Here is a 17,371-nt window from a genome sequence, read left to right as displayed (position 1 = left end):
TCAACATAAAACTCATATATTTACACGTAATTGGCCCGCAATCCGCAAACTGCAGGTCCGTAAAAGTCAATTTTACTCACGGATTCTCACCCGCCTTCAGTCGCGCACATATAATTCACAGCAACATATGTTTTATATGTTTTGTATGTTTTGTATCGGTTATTATATAAATATATGTTTGTGGAGGTCGACCAGATCGCATCTGGCCTGCCCTCTTCGTATCCGCCGATGAATCCGAACTCTCCTTCTGGTTGCGTAAATATTGCTTCTTGAGCTGTCGATTTCGAATCTTTGCCCTGGCGTAAAGAGATCGTGCCAGCCTCTTCCTCATCAGGGCGGTATCTGCACGAGCAGCAAGGACATACATCTCATAGAGACCCATAGAACACACCTTTCCTATCACGCGACGCAGTTGCGACCGTGTTATGAGCTTCATCTCTTTTCCATCCGCCTTTCAGCTCGATGGGCATTACAATGGGGCACTGAAAATTGCCGCCTGTAGAAAATAAAGACACTTGTCAGTGCCCCGCTTCAGCGGTTTATGCCTGTCAGAGCGTATCCTTCAGCCAACGCGTTTCGGAGAAATAGAAAGGCCCACCACAAACCAAATTCCATCTCTCCTCCGGTCATTGCTAGAGGTCATTCCCTGTCAGACTCCGAAATATGAGAGCGACGTCTTCTCTCACGCCCGGCGCTGGTTCCGTTTCAAAACCGGAATGTCTCCCGGTTCATCGCGGAACAGAGGTAGTATAAGTCAGGCAAGCAGGGTGGGGATGAACGGGGAGGCAAAAAGCCCTTGCCAAAAACCTGAAAAGGAGGAGGAAATGCATCAACCAATTGAAAAAATTAGTTATTTCACGTCAAAATATGCGACCAAAAAAAAAGAACGCAAGGCAAAAACAATTTCTACTTCGGCATCATTTACAAAAAGCATGATGATGTCGGCCTCCGGCTCAAACTAGACGTCTAGCGACTTGTTGTCGTTCTTCACGTGATCACAGATATCACTTCTGTCTGAGCGCATCGAGAATGACCCTGAAGGCTGCAGAAGATTGCCGACGACTAGGGTAATACAAGTGATACCCCGGATAGGACGGGCACCAGTCTGAGAGTGCCTGGATCAGCCGCCCGGCCTCAATGTCCTGTTGCGCCAAACCATCAGGCACGAAACCGAAACCATACCCGCTGAGCGCAGCTTTCAAAATCTGATTGATACCGTTGCAGATGACCTGACCGTCCACACGGACCCGCAGTTCTTCCCCATCTTTTTCGAATTCCCATGCATAGGTGCCGCCATGGGTTGGGAGCCTGAGATTTATGCACTGATGCGCCGTCAATTCCTGCGGCGTTATCGGAATTCCTCGCTCTTTGATGTAGCCAGGGCTGGCAACAACGATCATCCGTTGGTAGGGGCTGATACACACCGAAATCATGCCCTGCGACACGATCTCCCCTAATCTTACCCCCGCGTCGAATCGCTCGGCAACGATGTCCGTCAGTCCGTAATCGACGATGAACTCGACCTTAATATCGGGGTATTGCCGCAGAACCTTTTCGAGTTTTGGCCATAAAACCGTGTCTATGGCATAGTCCTCGGCAGTGATGCGAATTGTACCGGCCGGTTTTTCTCGGAGCTCGGTGATCGAAAAAAGCTCTTCCTCGATCTCTCCGAAGCGGGGAGCGATCACTTTCAACAAGCGCTCGCCTTCCGCGGTGAGCGAAACGCTGCGTGTCGTGCGTGTCAGAAGCCGAAGACCAAGCCGCGTTTCCAGAGCGCGTATCGTGTGGCTAAGACCCGACTGAGACATACCCAACTGTGCGGCTGCCTTCGTGAAGCTCCGTTCCCTTGCAACGACGATGAATGCCAAAAGATCATTGACGTTTGCCCGCAGCATTTCGCATGGTCCTTTGAATGTAATGGAAAGCGTGCGACGGACGCCAAAACAGCCCGTCACCTATTATTGCTTTTCACAAATAAGTTATCGAGTCTTATCAGCCTTAGCTCTCATCAGGAACTTCAAAAACCCACTGATTTGGTCGCATCACCTGATTTATCCGTGTTTTCAAGGTAAGGGAAACAACTCCCGTAACGTTGATTTATGCATGGAAAACATAAGCTCTTGCGAAAGCCAGCCGATAATCACCCGTTTCCAACTGACTTATATTCCCTCCTGCAACCCAGCAGACGGCCAGGAGAACAGCGATGGACAAGGAACAGGTTACATTCAAGGCACAGCAGGAGACCAGTGGTATTGGCAGGCGTGGTCTTCTCAAGCTGGCCGGCGCCGGCGCGGCAGCGGCGGGCGTCATGACATTAGCTGCTCGCCCAGCATTCGCCCAATATGCCGGCACATGGGACAAGACATTCGCACCGAGTGAACGGGTGGAGCACCGCAAGGTTACTTACGTCAACCGCCTGGGGATCAACATCGTTGCGGATATGTATGTCCCTAAAGGCCTCGACACCTCGCGACGCCACCCCGCTCTGGTCGTCGGCCACCCTTACGGTAGCGTCAAAGAGCAAACCTCCGGGCTCTACGCTCAGACAATGGCCGAGCGCGGCTTCGTTACCCTTGCACATGACGCTTCATATAACGGCGAGAGCGGAGGCCAACCGCACTTCATTTCGTCGCCCGAAGCCGTCATCGAGGACTTCAGCGCGGGCGTTGATTTTCTCGGTTTAGACCCGCGCGTTGACAGAAATCGTATCGGGGTGATCGGCGTTTGCGCTAGTGGCGGTTTCGCCCTTGCTGCCGCTCAGATCGATCCGCGTATGAAAGCGGTGGCAACCGTCAGTATGTACGATATGGGAGGAGCGAAATGGGCATGGAACGGCGAGACGATGCAGGCCGGTGCGCGGACCGACCTTTTGAATAAAATCGGCGAACAGCGCTGGGCCGAAGCCGGAGGGGCACCGAAGCAGTACCTGGCATTGCCTGAAGCTCTGACGCCCGAGACGGATGCAATCACGCGGGAATTTTTCGATTACTATCGGACACCCCGTGGTGCTCATCCGCGTGCGACAACCGCAATGAACATTTCCGGAGACCCGTCCTACCTGCACTTCCGTCCGTTCGATCATGTCGACATGATCTCGCCACGACCCGTCTTGTTGATCGCCGGGGAAAATGCTCACTCGCGTTTCTTCAGTGAACAGGCAATTGCGAAGGCGGCAGAACCCAAGGAACTGTTCATCGTTCCAGGCGCTGGCCATGTTGATCTCTACGACAAGGTCGACCTGATCCCGTGGGACAAGCTGAAGTTGTTTTTCGATCAGCACCTGTCAGCGTAACCAGCGACACGACTTTACCAACGATGGGGCGGAGGAGCTTTGCTGAAGACGGCAAAATCCTTCGCCTGATTACCCGCACGCCGTCCCATGACCGGGCGGCATCTACTCGACACAGGTAACAATCATGACGAAACCTCTGTTATCGGCAATCGCTCTGGCGAGTATGTTAGGCTCAACGGCGACCTCGCAAGCCCTGGCGATTAATCAGCAGCCTGCGCGTACCGTAGCCGGAATGTCCAGTGACGACTGGAACGTTGAAACCATAACAGAAGACCTCGACTATCCCTGGGACATCGAAGCTGATGGTGACACAGTCTTCGTCACCGAGGCAGCCGGAAACATTGCCGTCGTTCAAAATGGCCAGTTGCGCAAATTCAGTCTGCAAACGTCGACCAAGATAATCCGTGACGGTGGCGGCGGCCTTCTCGGTATGGCGCTTGCCAAGGATTTCGGGACTTCGCGCGCGGCCTACTTCTACCACACCTATCGTGCTGATAGCGGCCTGCGCAACAGGGTTATCGAAGCTGTCTTCGACGGCAACTCATGGCGGGAAACCCGAACTCTGCTGCAGGGAATTCCGGGACACAGGCTCTATAATGGCGGCCGTCTGGCAATCGGTCCGGATGGTCATCTGTTCGTCACCACCGGGTGGACTGAGGACGGCAGCCTTCCACAAGATCGCGACAGCCTTGCGGGAAAGGTGTTGCGGATGACGCTGAGCGGCGAAGTACCTTCCGACAATCCCTTCAAAGGGTCCTATGTTTATTCCCTTGGCCACCGAAATCCTCAAGGGTTGGCGTGGAACCAAGACGGAGAAATGTACGCCGCAGAACACGGGCAATCCGCTCGTGACGAAATAAATTTGATCAAGCCCGGAGCGAACTTTGGCTGGCCATTGATCGATGGCGACAGGCAGCGGGACGGAATGGAAACCGCATACCTTCACTCCGGCAGCGACACCTGGGCACCCTCGGGCATCACGTTCCGAGGTCGCGAACTTCTCGTGGCGACGCTTGTCGGACGCGGGATTTATGTTCTCGACACGCGGGGGAATGAACTAAAGCCGATTTACACGTCCGGAGATCGGTATCGAGACGTGCTCTCTATCGGCAATGACATCTACGCCATCACCACGAACCGATCGCCACGGGGCGAAGGCCCATCGGATGATCGTCTCATCAGGTTGTCGCCAAAACTCTAGTGGTCGAGGCCTAACTTCCATCTGAACAACGAGGAAATGCTGTGAACATCTCTTTCAAAAACAAAGTCGCCCTTGTCACAGGTGCCGCTTCCGGCATGGGGCTGGCGGCAGCCAAGGCATTCGCAGAGGCTGGCGCAGCGGTTGCGCTTGCAGATGTCAATGAGAACGCGGTTCGCGCCTCGGCCGACGCTCTGGCATCTGTTGGGCATCGTGTTATCGCAATCCGGTGCGACGTCGCCAATATGGAGCATGTCGCGGCCATGGTCGATAAAACAGTTGCTGAATTTGGCCGCCTTGATGCTGCGTTCAACAATGCCGGTGTCCAAAGCCCCGTCGCAGAAACGGCCGATGCAGATCCCAAGGATTACGACTTCGTCATGGGGGTCAATCTGCGCGGTGTCTGGAATTGCATGAAGTACGAGTTGCTGCAAATGCGCAAACAGGGTTCCGGCGCAATCGTTAACAACTCCTCTCTTGGTGGTCTAGTCGGGATTGCGGAACGCGGCATTTATCATGCCTCGAAGCACGGTGTGGTCGGTTTAACAAAGAGCGCGGGGCTTGAATACGCTGCCAAGGGAATCCGGATCAATGCCATATGCCCAGGCATCATCGAGACCCCTATGGTAACCGGAATGCTCGAAACGCAGCCGAAAGCGATGGATGCACTGATGCAGGTCGTGCCGATGAACAGGCTCGGGAAGGCGGAAGAGATCGCTGACGCCGTCCTCTGGCTTTGCAGCGACGCCGCCAGCTACATTGTCGGACATGCCTTGCCCGTCGACGGTGGCTATACCGTCCAGTAGGCCGCCTAGCCGGTCTCATGGGCGCGCGTGGCCCGCATGCGACCCACGTCAACCGCCCTGCCATTCATTGGCTGGGCATCTTTATGGATTTGCTAACCCATAAGAACGTCCTCTGCGTTTCAGCTACCAAAGGGATAGTACATCGCCAACTTCGGAGTATTTGTCACTCCCTATCGTGCACTTCCTAGTCCTTACGACCAGCTTGCCGCCTGTTTTCACCTCGCCAAGAATGCTTCTTCAAACCGGACATTCGGCGGGAGAAAAAGCGTGAGGATGATCTTCCTGAACAGATACGGTTTCCCCGACCAGTCGGCGACAAGCCGGATGATCTCGTCGCTGGCCATTTCGATGGCGCAGCGCGGAATGAATGTGACTGTTGTTGCAAGTCGCGAAATACACAATCATCCCGGCAGCGTGTTGCCGGCAACCGAGACCGTTCGGAGTGTACAGATCCGACGGCTCGCAAGCGGCCGCTTCGGTCGGCACAGCCTCATGCGCCGGAGCATTGATTATCTTCTTTTTCTGGTGTTGGCGTTCGTCTGGCTTCTGCGCAACGTGCGGGTGACGGATACGGTTATTGTCTGCACCGATCCGCCGCTGCTCTCCGTGACGAGCAGTATCGCGATCCGCCTCAAGGGCGCACTCATGGTGAACTGGATCATGGATCTTTTTCCCGAGACCGCGATAGAGCTTGGATTTTTCAGGAGACGGGCACGGTGGCTGGCGCCATGGCTGACGCGGGCGCGCAACTGGTCTTTGCGGTCGCCCGGCATGGTTGTCTGCCCTACCGACAAAATGGCGGAATTCCTCTTTACGCAAGGCCTTGCAAAGGATCGCGTCAGCGTCCTGCATCACTGGTCGGATGGCGAGGAAATCTATCCTGTCTTGCGCCAAGACAACAGCCTGCGGAAGGCGTGGGGACTACAGGATGTGTTTGTCGTTGGCTATTCGGGAAACTTCGGGCGGGCGCATGAGTTCGGCACGATGCTGGCAGCGGCGAAACGTCTCGAGCACCGGCCGGATATTCGCTTCCTTCTCATTGGCGGCGGACACCAGCACGCGGCTGTGAAGAGTGTCGTTCAGGATCTCGGTCTTCAGAACGTCATCTTCAAGCCGCTACAGCCCGTTGAGAACCTTGCTGAAAGCCTGAGCGTTGCGGATGTGCATCTGGTCTCGCTGCTGCCGGAACTGGAACATTGCATCATTCCAAGCAAATTCTATGGCATCCTGGCAGCCGGCCGGCCGACGATCTTCGTCGGCGATGCGGATGGAGAGGTGCCGCGCGTTCTCAGAGCCAAGGGATGCGGCAGCAACGTCGAGATCGGCGAGACCGATCGGCTTGCCGGCATCATCGAGGCGCTTTGCGACGACCCGGATGCCTGCAACGCAATGGGTGATGCGGCGAGGCGGCTGCTTTGTGCAGACTATTCCCGAGAAAAGGCGGCGGATGCCTGGGCGGTGCTGATCGCCGGGCTACAGACTGTCGAGCCTTCCAGGCCCCCTATCGCTCAAGGTGTCTCGCCATGAAAGACAAAGTCGTCGTCAGCCAGCTCGGTGCCCGGATGCATTATGCCGTACCGAGGTTATTCGCATCCGCCGGCCGCCTTGCGCATTTTTACACGGATATATGCGCCACGAAGGGCTGGCCCCGGATCGTCAATTCATTTCCGGCCACCCTCTATCCCGCACCCGTCAAACGGCTGGCCGGCCGGCTGCCGAAAGGCGTGCCGACAGCGCTGACGACTGTGTTTTCCGGCTTTGGCCTCCGTTCCGTGCTGCGTCACATGCGCACCAAAGACGTCGTCGAGGAAACCTCTCACGCGATCTGGGCCGGGTCAGTTTTCTCCGCAATGGTCGCCCGGCGCGGCTTCCATGGCGCCGCTGGGCTATACGCCTTCAGCGGCGACGCACTGGAACAGATGCGGGCAGCGAAACAGCAGGGTATGTGGACCGCAGTCGAACAGATGATCGCCCCACGCGATGTGGTCGAAAGGCTTTTGGATCAGGAAATGACGCGGTTTCCGGCATGGGCCGGGCCTGTGCGGGATAATCCGCATGCGCGTCTATTCGCCGATCGGGAAAAAGCCGAGTGGCGTCTGGCGGATATCATCGTCTGTCCGTCGGAATTTGTCCGCAGACACGTCGTCGCCTGCGGCGGGCCGGAAGACCGGTGTGTCGTCGTGCCCTATGGGGTCAATGCCACGGCTGCCATCGACAGACCGGCGCGCATGCCGGGGCCAATCAGGGTTCTGACCGTGGGCGAAGTCGGGCTGCGCAAGGGATCGCCCTATGTCGTGGAAGCCGCCAGATTGATGGACGGTGCCGCCCGTTTCCGGATGGCGGGCCGCGTTCGCCTGCCCGACGACGTCAGGCAGCAGATTTCGCAATGGGTTGAGCTGAGAGGGATTGTCCCGCGCTCGCAGATCGTCGAGGAGTTTCTGTGGGCGGATGTCTTTCTGCTGCCGTCGCTCTGCGAAGGGTCTGCGACCGCCGTCTATGAAGCGCTGGCAGCGGGACTGCCGGTCATAACGACGGAAAACACCGGCAGTGTGGTTCGCGACGGGATTGAAGGTTTCATCGTTCCCGTCTGCGATCCGCAAGCGATCGCGACTGCGGTGCGGGCGCTCGCCGACAATCCCGAACTGAGGCGGAGCATGTCCGCCAATGCACTGCTGCGCGCGGCCGAACATACCGTGGAGGCTTATGGCGAGCGGCTTCTTGTCGCCCTGTCCGGGCCGCATCTGTCGGATTCCGCCGGTCTTTGCCAGACGGACAACGCGCGGTATGGGGGGAACAGCCAGCTATGAAGATTATCCACGTCATCGCTTCGATTGATCCCAAACATGGCGGGTTGCAGGCGGTTGCCATGCGCCTTGCCGCCGCGCAGGCCGGACTGGGCCTCGATGTGAATATCGTCAGCTATGGCGACGCCGCCATTGAGGCGCAGGTCAAGGACATCGGTCGCAGCATACCGCATTTCGAAAATATCCACTGGCATCTGCTGCCGCCAGCCGGGAGGTTGGAGACGCTGTTCTGCTTCAGGGGCCGGCGCATGCTGAAAGACTTGCTGAAGGACGCCTCCTTCATGCATATTCACGGCGTATGGGAGCCATTTCTGCTCTATGCGTCCAAGCTGGCCCGCGCTGCCGGCGTGCCCTACTGCATTTGCCCGGCCGGAATGCTGGATCACTGGAGCCTTGGGCAGCGATCGTGGAAAAAGAAAATCGCCCTGATGCTCTGTTATCGCAAGATGCTGAACGAGGCTGCTTTTCTACATCTGCTGAACGTCGATGAAATGGCGGCCGTCGAGCCGCTGAATTTCCAGGCACGCAATCTGATCATACCGAACGGGGTTTTCGCCGAGGAATTCGATCCCCTGCCGGCCCGAGGACATTTCAAGCAGAAAATCGCCCTGGCGCATGGCAGGCGTTACATTCTGTTCCTGTCCCGCCTGCACATCAAAAAGGGTATCGACATTCTCGCCTCGGCCTTCGCGGCTATCTGTGAAACCTATGTCGACGTCGATCTCGTCGTTGCAGGTCCACCCGGTGGAGCAGAGGGCCATTTTATGCATCTGGTCAAAAAACTGAACATCCGGGACCGGGTTTTTATGGTCGGGGCGATTTACGGCGAAGCAAAGCTCGAAGCCATGGTCGATGCCGACTGTTTTTGCCTGCCAAGCCGGCAGGAGGGTTTCAGCATGGCGATCACCGAAGCGCTCGCCTGCGGTACGCCTGTGGTGATCACCGACCAGTGCCACTTTCCTGAAGTTGGTTCTGCTGACGCCGGGCTTATCGTCGCGGTTGATGCGGCCGAGGTTGCCAAGGCCCTGGCAAGCGTTCTCGCCAACCCGGCCAAATCGAGAACGATGGGCGAAAACGGCCGCCGGCTTGTGCTGGAGAGATTCACCTGGCCAGCCATCGCCCATGCCACGCTGGAGGGTTATCGGTTGAGCGCGCCGGAAGCAGCCGCTTCCTGACGGCGCGAGCCGACCGGCCTTGCCGGGTTGCCGACATAGATCGTCCACGGCTCCAGAGACTTCGCGGTGACAGCGCGTGCACCAAGCACTGCCCCCTTGCCGATGACGACACCGGGACCGACGAAAGCTTCCGCAGCCACCCAGGCGTCCTCCTCGATCACCACCGGCCGCGTCACGAGGGGAAAAGCGCTATCCTGAACGTCATGCGACCCGGTGCACAGATGGGCACGTTGCGACACCGAGGCATATTGGCGGATGGTGATCATGTCGACGTTGTAGCAAATCACGCCGGGTCCGAGAGATGTGTGACGCTCCATGACGAGATGCCCCGGCCACCACACGATCGCCCCGGAATGCACCATCGCGGTGGCATGCAGGCGCGCGCCGAAACTGCGCAGGAGAAAATTGCGCCAGCGCCGCATCGGCGGCGGCGTCCAGCTGGCGAGAAGCCGCCAGACGATCATCCATCCCAGCCGTTTCAACCGGAAATGCAATGCAAAGGTCGGACCTCCGAAACGCGGCAGCGGCGTCGTTGCATGCTGAAAGCCGGGATCGTCATATCGTGAGCGCATCGCCTACCCTCCGGCCTGAGACGTCAAAGATGGTATTTCGTACCGACGCTGCTGCACGCGTGCGGGTATGACGGCAAATGCCAGCGCCGGCGCTGCAAACATCAGCATATGCACCCAGACCATCAGAACCCAGTCGGTCTGATGCGATATGGCGTGCATGGACGGTATGATCGACAGGAGATAGGTGAATTGCGCCGCAAACTCGCCCATGTTCGCGGTCACCCAGATCCGGCGCACCAGATAGGCGAGCAGGAAAAACTTGAACGCTCCCAGATACCAGAAGGACCCGAACGCATCCGCCATTCCGGTTTCCGTCGTGCCGAGGACGGGATTATAGTCGCGCGATTGGACCGGTACCGGCAGCATGAAGGATTGTTTGACCTCCACGCCCACCAGCTGCGCGGGCACGAAGTTGAACACCAGCCTGTTCCAATGGAACTTGCCGTAGTCGAATTGCAGCGTGCTTGCGGTGTCGTCGATCCGCATGATCGCATTGCGCATCTCGTCGCCGCCATCCCGGAACACCTTTTCAAGATTGCCGACGAAATCTATCTTCTTGATGTCATCCCAGACGGGCGCGTCGTTGGCCTTGGTGATGGCGCGGTAGTCGCCCATGCTGTTCATCGACAGTGTGCCGAGGAAAAGCGCAAGGATGACGAGGATGCGCGGGATCGCCCATCCCTTGTAAAACCACCATGCCAGCGCGAACATCATGATGAGTTCCACCGCTTCGGCGCGCTTTCCCGTTATCACGATGCGATCCAGATAAAAGACGAGATCGAACGCGAGGACGACCAGCGCCAGCCAGGAAAATCGTCGTGCAAGGCAGAGCACCGCAATGGCCAGACCATAACTCAACAGCCGCGAAAAGAAGATATACATGACCGGAACACCGGTCATCTGCACCGCAATGGTCAACTCCCCCGGCAAACGGCTCAGCTTGAAATAGAAGTAGGCCCCGGCCACCGAGAGAACGGCAGCGACGAGCAGCAGACGTGTTTCATCGAAATCGATCCGGAAGAATGCAAAGGGTTTTGTCGTTCGGCTCCATCCCCACCAGCACATGAAAAGGCACAGCATCATGAACAGCGCGGCTCTGGCAAACGCGCCTTCCGGCAGGAATCTTTCTGACGCGAGGCCCGGAACCTGCGGCAGGATGAAACTGAACGTGATGACGCCCGTCAAAAACGGGAACTCGTAAATTCGCTCCCGGCGCATCATTCCCCAACAAATGAGCAGGACAACACCACCGAAAAGGCAGAAAACCAGAAGCGTGTTCATGAAGCGATCCCTGCCTGAACCGGAGGCAAATCCCGCACGAAACTGCCTCTGAGGTCGTAAAAGAGCGTTTTGGCGTACTCCTTGAAAACCTGAACACCATCGGCGTCCACGGCAAGCCGCCACAGCGGCACGGTCCTGTGCGCAGGAAGGGAAATCCACTCGATTTGAGGCATCACAAACCGGAAGCGCTTTACCGCACGCCGTGAATGAAACCAGCTCGTGACCAGAATGGCGCGCCTTGCTGCCATTCCAGTCAGTATCGGCTCTGCGAAGGTCGCGTTTTCCCAAGTGCTGAGCGAAAGACATTCTTTTGAAATGGCTGCGACATTGACCCCCAACTGCACCAGCATGTCTCGAATGAAGTCGCAATCCCCGTAGCCAACCACCAGAACGAGGGGCGCCCGTCCCTCATGCCAGAGTTTTGCCGCCTGAATAGCTCTAGGAGGCCCGTTACCGCCCAAAACCACGATGACATCGGCCTGCGCTGGCGGATCCTCCACGACAAGGAGAGATCCTGCCGAAACCAGTGCCAGTCCGTAGAGGCCGATTGCACTCAAGATGATGGTACCCAGGCAAATCGAACTCCGTTTCGACAGCCAGTTGTTTTTGATGTTGCGCGACAGGCGCGAACGCCAGGGCCGCCCTTTCGAAACGGCCTTTGCGGGAATTCGCGGTCCGGGCCCCGGCGATTTCATGATGCGATTACTCTTCATTCGGCGATTGTATCGCTCTTGGCTCCGACGCAGCGTTGGCAACGACGGGCAGACGCACTACCTCGCGGTAGACGTCGATATTGCCCCTATGAAGCAGGATTTTGGAGAGAGAGCCTGTCGCGGCAAGGACGAATATGGTGTGGAGGGCAATCGGCACGAGAAGGCCTGCGGCCATTATTTCCGCCGGGATGCCGGCTTTTATCCCGGCAAAACCGATGCTTCCGCAAATGAAGGAAATGACGATCAGCGTGTTCGTTGCCGCTGCCGGCGTGAGACCATAGTCCAGAAGCAGATGATGAAAGTGCCAGCGATCGGCCGACATTGGACTGCGACCGTGCAGGATGCGACGGACAATCAGGCTGAGCGTATCGGTGATCGGCAGAATGACGATCCAGAGTAAAGCCGGAAAGGATACCGCACTGCTTCTGGTTGCCAGCAGGATGATCACGTAGGCTATCGTTGCGCCGAGCGCAGTGCTGCCCGCATCACCCAGGAATATGCTCGCCCTTGCACGCCATGGGCCGCGCATATTGAAGACCAGAAAAGCGCAGAGGCATACCGAGAGTGCCTGAAGCGGCGGGATGATGTCGCCGACGCCTGCGAAAATCGCCACAACCATCAGCCAGATCAACGCGATGCCGGCGGTGCCACCCGCAAGCCCGTCCACGCCATCCAGCATGTTCCACGAATTCACCAGCCCGGTGACGAAGAGAACGCCGATGACGAAAAACAGCGGCAGGAACAATTCCGAATGCTGCGTGAAAAGCACGCCAACAGAAAGGGAGCCGATATTGGCACCACCTACGAGCGCAATCGCCATTGCCAGTTGCATGACAAGGCGTCCTGCGGCGGGCAGCGGCCTGCGATCATCGACGACGCCCATCAGCAGGATGACCGCCAGCCCGAGCCAGAAGTTCATGCCGAGAGCCGCGCTCCATCCTCCAACGAAGGCGGCAACGGCGAAGGCGGCAAAAATTGCGATGCCGCCGCAAAGCGGAACGGCTCCGGTGTGGCGTTTGCGGATTGAATCGGGGCGATCCACAAGCTGAAACGCAATGGTCAGACGCCTGAGGACAACGATCAAGGATACGCACAGGATGAAAGTCGCGATGGTGTTGAAGAGTATCCCCGACATGTCTGATCCCCACGCTATGAACCTTGGCGGCCCATTTGCAACGATAGTCGCCTCATGACGATCCTAAAAAACACCGGCCCTGAGGGGTATGCGGGCAAAAGGCGTGTGGAATCCACCAAAGGTAGAGGGTGCAGCAATTAACATCTACCCTGCCTACTCCCAGACCGGATCAACCATCGAAAGAGCTAGGGCCACGACCTTGACTACCGGTGACAACGAATGAACGACTCGGCAGCCAACAACGTCTGGGGGCGATCATTTCCGAGCGGAGATAACGGCGATCCAATCCTGAAAGCCAGAGGCATTCGCCGATGCAGGGACGGTGACGTTGCGAACGCCGCTGTGGCCAAGACGCTCGATCGGTTCGATGTAAAGTCCGTTAGACGGATCGTACCAGCGAAGGGTTTTCTCGCCGGCTGCGAGACTGTCGAGATCGATGGTAACGGAAGGCGTGTCGAGATAGATCAAGGCGAACGCGCCATCCCTGTCGCGCGCCGCGAATGCGTCCCCATCGCTTTTCAGCAGGCTTCCCTGATCCGGCACGAGCTTCCACCACGCCAGTTGACTGAAAAGCGCTGCCAGATGGGTGATGCTTTGAGCGCCACGGCTGTTGAGCGAATCCTGCCAGCTGTCCTTTGCGTCATAAAGCCCGGCGGCGGAAAAATGCCAGACCGGATTGTTGCCGTAAAGCTGACCACTCGCTCCCGACAGCATGGCGCCATAGGCAATAAGACGAACCTGACGTTCCCTGACATTGTTTTCGCCTTCATAAGCGCTTTCGATCAGGAAAAAAGGCCGTCGCGGTCCAGATCGATAACGATCCAGCACCGCCGTCGCGACATTGTGGTACGTATAAATCGAATCAATATCGAGCCAGGACGCATCCCGCCAAAAATCGCTCGTCACGGTGTCGGGATTGCCATGGAAGGTCTGCAATGCAGAAGGATTGGTTTCCGCGATCCCCATGGCAACAGCCGTGACCAGGTTACGATCGGGCGGATCATAATCTCCGCCCTGCACCCAGATGATGTTCGGGTACTTCGCAAAACGTTGTCCGACATAGCGTCCATAGGCCCGAAGCTTTTCCGGCCCGGCTGCGACCATGTCCTGATACCATCCTTCCGGCCCACCGCGCGCGCCCATATAGGCCGGGCAGAGAAGCACCAGCAGGTTGCGACTGGCGGCTGCCTTTATGAACGCTTCTGCCCTGTCGAAATAGGCCTCGTTCGGTCGATCGAATGGAGCGCCGACAAAAGGTTTTTCGTCGTAGAAGTTTGCCGGCGCCTTGCGGGAGAACTGATGCTCGATCAGCGATACGAGCACGGTGTTGAAGCCCTGCCGCTTTCGGGTTTCCAGATAAAATTCCGCATCGGGGATGGAGGTATCGCCAATCAGCGACCAGGCACTGTCGCCGATAACAAGGAATGGCAGACCCTTGCTGTCCTCCAGATATCGACCGTCCTGCGCCGTTCGCAGCGGAAACGCGGTATCCTGTGCCATACAGGTCGAAAACATGCATAGCCAAAGAAGCAAGACGCTGCACAGATGTCCAAGTCGCCGCTGATCGTCGATCATCGCTTCAGAGCCGTTCACGAACGACGCGGAGCCAGTTTTTCAATGGCAATGGCAAATAGGTTCTAAAGCCCGGCCTCAACCCGGCGGGAATGGACCAGTCCTCCATCCTCAGCACTGTTGACAGGCCTGGACGGTCGTTCAGTGTCCCGGTGATGACTTCGTTATAGCGTGCGGCCATCCGCTCGATGCTGAAGCGGTTCAGCACCATTTCCTTTCCCGCAATCGACATTCGCTCGAGAAGGTCGCGATCGGCATGCAAGCGTGCGATGGCGTTCGCCGCCGCCGTATAATTGCCGATGGGGAACAGGAAGCCGTTTCGGCCCGTCTCGACGATCGTGTCAGTCACCCCGCGGATATGCGACACGACCGGGACGCAGCCGCCGGCCATTGCCTCGATCATCGTCATGCCAAGCCCCTCGAAGCGGGACGGCATGATGAGAACATCGTGACTGGCCATGATGACGGGTATGTCGGAAAGCTGGACGGCTCCTGCATAACTGACGCGACCGCCGTGGCCGGCCAATCTTCGCTGGAGTTTGCCCATGTCCGGCCCATCTCCGACGATCGTCAGGCGCACCGCCTCGGGCGACGCATCCAGTATTTCCCGCAGCCACATCACGCCCTTCGACGCGTCTTCAATGCGCCCGACGAAGAGAGCCTTGAGTTCCGGCCCCCGGTTGAGGCGTCGAACCGCCTGACTGCGGAACGCATCGCTGTCCACCGCATTCGGGATTGCGTAGGTGCGATCCTTCGAAAAACCGTTGCGCGCGACCAGATCGGCACGGCACCGCTCCGACACGCCGATCGTCACATGGGCATAGTCGCGGACCGCACGCGCGGCCGCGTATGTTCCAGGCGAGATATTATGGACGACGAGAATACGCAGAATACCTTCGGGGAGATAACGCGCGATATTTGTCTGCAACTTATCGCCAAGGACGTTGACGATCACGCCGTCGAACCCACCCTCTTCGATCGCTGCCGCCATCTGCCCTGCGCAATCACGTTCGCTGAGATTGACGGGCATGCGCAGCAGCTGACCGAATGCCTTTTCATCCTGCAGATCGACAGGTAGCCCGTATGTTTCCTTGCACACGCCGAGCCATCGAACGTCGATGCCATAGGCAGCGAGGCCTTTGCGAAGATGTTTGAAGACGGAATAGGTGCCGCCGATATGGGGAAGCACAAAATAGGCAAGCTTCATGGGACACTCTCGCTCTTGCACCCGCAACCACACCGCAATGGATCAACGGCGGATGGCTCAAGTGGCGGCTAACGAGACATACTAGAAAGCCACGGCATGACAGGCAGCTGCATCTTAGGCTTAGCTGTATCTTCCTTTGAGAGGTTTGCTTCGGCCAGACTATTCGTTTGGCGTAAGGCCCAACCCGAATGTCGGTGTGGGGTCGTCCTGATCCAGCAGATATCAATGCCATATCGAGCGTGTCGGCGCCGTGCTGCGATTGGAAAATAAATGAGGATCACTCTCCTTGGACAATTCGGCTCTGGCAATTCGGGCAATGACGGATCGCTGGAAGCCATGCTCCTTTATCTGCGCAGAATGAGGCCCGACGCCGATCTGTTGTGTATCTGCGCAAGTCCGACCGTCGTCAGCGCGAAGTTCAATATTCGTTCGATGGGCGTTGGGGGGCCTCCCCTGACGAATGCGTGGATGAGGCAATTGGACAAGATGCTCGGCAAGGTGCCTCGACGCCTGCAGCTATTGGTCAGTTCCCTGTTTCATTTCGACAAAGCCGACCTGATGATCATACCGGGGACCGGCATCCTCGATGATTTTCAGGAAAAATGGTTCGGCTGGCCCTTTGTCGTGTTTTGCTGGTGTCTCGTCGCACGCCTTCGTAACACGCGGATCGCTTTCGTCAGCATCGGCGCGGGTCCGATGAAAAGCCGTCTCAGCCGCTGGTTCCTGCGCTCCGCCGCACAGATGGCCTCCTATCGATCCTACCGGGACGATTTTTCGCTCAACTATATGAAAATGATCGGTGTTGATGTGTCGCGAGACCATCGTTACCCCGATATCGCCTTTGATCTTCCTGTTCCTGTGCCACACCGGGAGAGCTCCGCCGACGGCGTCATGAGAATAGGCGTCGGCGTCATGGACTATCGCGGCTGGCGTCACAACGATCCCGAGGCCGCGCAGATTTACAAAGCCTATATCCACAAGCTCTCCCGGCTCGTGAGCTGGTTGATCGGTGAAGGCCATCGCATCACGCTTTTGATGGGCGACGTTACGGATAAGGTCGCCTGCGCGGATCTGATGTTTCTGCTGACGGATATGCTCTCCAGGGATGAGATGTCGCAAATCGAGATCAGCTCGGCCGCAACGCTGCGCGATATCATGCAACAGATGGCGGCAATCGATCTTGCCGTGGTGTCGCGATATCATGGCCTCGTCTGCTCTCTGAAGCTCGGAAATCCGACAATATCAATAGGTTATGCCCGCAAGTTCAACGACCTTATGAGTGATTTCGATCAGGAGAAATTTGCCCGGCACATCGACACGTTCGAAGTCGAGGACGTCATCGAACTGGTGAAGGAGATACTCGCTGGAGACGGGGCGGTGAGGCTGCGGATTGCCTATGCCAATGAACGCTTCAAGCGCCAGCTCTCCGAGCAGGAGGCGCTGCTTGGCCGGGAATTTCTCTCAACGGATGGCGTCGCAACGCCACAGAGCGTTACGCCTTAGGCGCACGCTGTGCCGCACCCTGATGCTTTCGACGTAATACCGAAGCTCGTTAACACCCGATGGGAGTAGACCGCATCCTCTCGCATGCCCTTCAACGAACATTGTCCAAACAG

15 protein-coding genes are annotated in these 17,371 nt (G+C 57.3%); 8 read left to right on the top strand and 7 right to left on the bottom strand.

From position 1 onward, the window contains the following. Nucleotides 1–773 precede the first annotated feature (773 nt). Nucleotides 774–962, top strand: a complete 189-nt coding sequence (locus DXT96_RS26970) for a hypothetical protein (protein ID WP_194287689.1) — start codon at nucleotides 774–776, stop codon at nucleotides 960–962. Nucleotides 963–1,004: 42 nt separating this feature from the next. Here DXT96_RS26970 and DXT96_RS20320 read toward each other — a convergent pair whose 3' ends face one another. Further along, entirely contained in the window at nucleotides 1,005–1,895 is an 891-nt protein-coding gene (locus tag DXT96_RS20320; RefSeq protein WP_153516168.1) for a LysR family transcriptional regulator, read from the bottom strand. Between the two features lie 308 nt (nucleotides 1,896–2,203). Between DXT96_RS20320 and DXT96_RS20315 the strand changes: the two genes are divergently transcribed. The 6 genes from DXT96_RS20315 (at nucleotide 2,204) to DXT96_RS20290 (ending at nucleotide 9,275) form a co-directional block, all read left to right on the top strand. Continuing rightward, nucleotides 2,204–3,292 carry an alpha/beta hydrolase gene (locus DXT96_RS20315; RefSeq protein ID WP_153516167.1) on the top strand — a complete coding sequence of 363 codons (1,089 nt, stop codon included), beginning with the start codon at nucleotides 2,204–2,206 and terminating at the stop codon, nucleotides 3,290–3,292. A 124-nt stretch (nucleotides 3,293–3,416) separates the two neighbouring features. Beyond that, nucleotides 3,417–4,493, top strand: a complete 1,077-nt coding sequence (locus DXT96_RS20310; protein WP_153516166.1) for a sorbosone dehydrogenase family protein — start codon at nucleotides 3,417–3,419, stop codon at nucleotides 4,491–4,493. Between the two features lie 41 nt (nucleotides 4,494–4,534). Beyond that, nucleotides 4,535–5,296, top strand: coding sequence for a glucose 1-dehydrogenase (locus DXT96_RS20305; protein WP_371418946.1), 762 nt, complete (start codon nucleotides 4,535–4,537; stop codon nucleotides 5,294–5,296). A gap of 273 nt (nucleotides 5,297–5,569) precedes the next feature. Beyond that, entirely contained in the window at nucleotides 5,570–6,823 is a 1,254-nt protein-coding gene (locus DXT96_RS20300; RefSeq protein WP_153516189.1) for a glycosyltransferase family 4 protein, read from the top strand. Further along, entirely contained in the window at nucleotides 6,820–8,103 is a 1,284-nt protein-coding gene (locus DXT96_RS20295) for a glycosyltransferase family 4 protein (RefSeq protein WP_153516165.1), read from the top strand. Before DXT96_RS20300 ends, DXT96_RS20295 begins: the two co-directional genes overlap by 4 nt. Further along, complete coding sequence (locus DXT96_RS20290) at nucleotides 8,100–9,275, top strand: glycosyltransferase (protein ID WP_153516164.1); 1,176 nt, start codon at nucleotides 8,100–8,102, stop codon at nucleotides 9,273–9,275. Before DXT96_RS20295 ends, DXT96_RS20290 begins: the two co-directional genes overlap by 4 nt. Here the strand turns inward: DXT96_RS20290 and DXT96_RS20285 are convergent. The 6 genes from DXT96_RS20285 to DXT96_RS20260 all read right to left on the bottom strand — a co-directional run bounded on the left by DXT96_RS20285 (nucleotide 9,239) and on the right by DXT96_RS20260 (nucleotide 15,755). Further along, nucleotides 9,239–9,847: a putative colanic acid biosynthesis acetyltransferase gene (locus DXT96_RS20285; RefSeq protein ID WP_153516163.1), complete on the bottom strand. Its 609-nt coding sequence runs from the start codon at nucleotides 9,845–9,847 to the stop codon at nucleotides 9,239–9,241. The genes DXT96_RS20290 and DXT96_RS20285 overlap by 37 nt on opposite strands. A 3-nt stretch (nucleotides 9,848–9,850) precedes the next feature. Next, a complete protein-coding gene (locus tag DXT96_RS20280) occupies nucleotides 9,851–11,128 on the bottom strand; it encodes a hypothetical protein (RefSeq protein ID WP_194287688.1) in 1,278 nt (425 codons plus the stop codon). After that, on the bottom strand, nucleotides 11,125–11,841 hold the full coding sequence (locus tag DXT96_RS20275; RefSeq protein WP_246670605.1) for a YdcF family protein: 717 nt from the start codon (nucleotides 11,839–11,841) through the stop codon (nucleotides 11,125–11,127). The genes DXT96_RS20280 and DXT96_RS20275 overlap by 4 nt, the downstream gene beginning before the upstream one ends. Next, nucleotides 11,831–12,976 carry an MraY family glycosyltransferase gene (locus tag DXT96_RS20270; RefSeq protein WP_153516162.1) on the bottom strand — a complete coding sequence of 382 codons (1,146 nt, stop codon included), beginning with the start codon at nucleotides 12,974–12,976 and terminating at the stop codon, nucleotides 11,831–11,833. The genes DXT96_RS20275 and DXT96_RS20270 overlap by 11 nt, the downstream gene beginning before the upstream one ends. A gap of 255 nt (nucleotides 12,977–13,231) precedes the next feature. Continuing rightward, the gene (locus tag DXT96_RS20265; RefSeq protein WP_246670604.1) at nucleotides 13,232–14,476 is read right to left on the bottom strand and encodes a DUF4038 domain-containing protein; all 1,245 of its coding nucleotides are present in this window, start codon (nucleotides 14,474–14,476) and stop codon (nucleotides 13,232–13,234) included. 79 nt (nucleotides 14,477–14,555) lie between these two features. Next, nucleotides 14,556–15,755, bottom strand: coding sequence for a glycosyltransferase family 4 protein (locus tag DXT96_RS20260; protein ID WP_153516161.1), 1,200 nt, complete (start codon nucleotides 15,753–15,755; stop codon nucleotides 14,556–14,558). Nucleotides 15,756–16,025: 270 nt separating this feature from the next. Between DXT96_RS20260 and DXT96_RS20255 the strand changes: the two genes are divergently transcribed. Further along, a complete protein-coding gene (locus tag DXT96_RS20255; RefSeq protein ID WP_153516160.1) occupies nucleotides 16,026–17,258 on the top strand; it encodes a polysaccharide pyruvyl transferase family protein in 1,233 nt (410 codons plus the stop codon). Nucleotides 17,259–17,371 lie beyond the last annotated feature (113 nt).

It is taken from the genome of Agrobacterium sp. ICMP 6402 (genome assembly GCF_009498615.1).
In the GTDB taxonomy this organism is placed as follows: Bacteria; Pseudomonadota; Alphaproteobacteria; order Rhizobiales; family Rhizobiaceae; genus Agrobacterium; species Agrobacterium burrii.
This window is presented reverse-complemented; position numbering and strand designations above follow the sequence as displayed.

Coding starts and splice junctions, on each gene's coding strand:
- DXT96_RS26970 (WP_194287689.1), top strand. CDS start 774: ATGAACGGGGAGGCAAAAAGCCCTTGCCAAAAACCTGAAAAGGAGGAG.
- DXT96_RS20320 (WP_153516168.1), bottom strand. CDS start 1,895: ATGCTGCGGGCAAACGTCAATGATCTTTTGGCATTCATCGTCGTTGCA.
- DXT96_RS20315 (WP_153516167.1), top strand. CDS start 2,204: ATGGACAAGGAACAGGTTACATTCAAGGCACAGCAGGAGACCAGTGGT.
- DXT96_RS20310 (WP_153516166.1), top strand. CDS start 3,417: ATGACGAAACCTCTGTTATCGGCAATCGCTCTGGCGAGTATGTTAGGC.
- DXT96_RS20300 (WP_153516189.1), top strand. CDS start 5,570: ATGATCTTCCTGAACAGATACGGTTTCCCCGACCAGTCGGCGACAAGC.
- DXT96_RS20295 (WP_153516165.1), top strand. CDS start 6,820: ATGAAAGACAAAGTCGTCGTCAGCCAGCTCGGTGCCCGGATGCATTAT.
- DXT96_RS20290 (WP_153516164.1), top strand. CDS start 8,100: ATGAAGATTATCCACGTCATCGCTTCGATTGATCCCAAACATGGCGGG.
- DXT96_RS20285 (WP_153516163.1), bottom strand. CDS start 9,847: ATGCGCTCACGATATGACGATCCCGGCTTTCAGCATGCAACGACGCCG.
- DXT96_RS20280 (WP_194287688.1), bottom strand. CDS start 11,128: ATGAACACGCTTCTGGTTTTCTGCCTTTTCGGTGGTGTTGTCCTGCTC.
- DXT96_RS20275 (WP_246670605.1), bottom strand. CDS start 11,841: ATGAAGAGTAATCGCATCATGAAATCGCCGGGGCCCGGACCGCGAATT.
- DXT96_RS20270 (WP_153516162.1), bottom strand. CDS start 12,976: ATGTCGGGGATACTCTTCAACACCATCGCGACTTTCATCCTGTGCGTA.
- DXT96_RS20265 (WP_246670604.1), bottom strand. CDS start 14,476: ATGGCACAGGATACCGCGTTTCCGCTGCGAACGGCGCAGGACGGTCGA.
- DXT96_RS20260 (WP_153516161.1), bottom strand. CDS start 15,755: ATGAAGCTTGCCTATTTTGTGCTTCCCCATATCGGCGGCACCTATTCC.
- DXT96_RS20255 (WP_153516160.1), top strand. CDS start 16,026: ATGAGGATCACTCTCCTTGGACAATTCGGCTCTGGCAATTCGGGCAAT.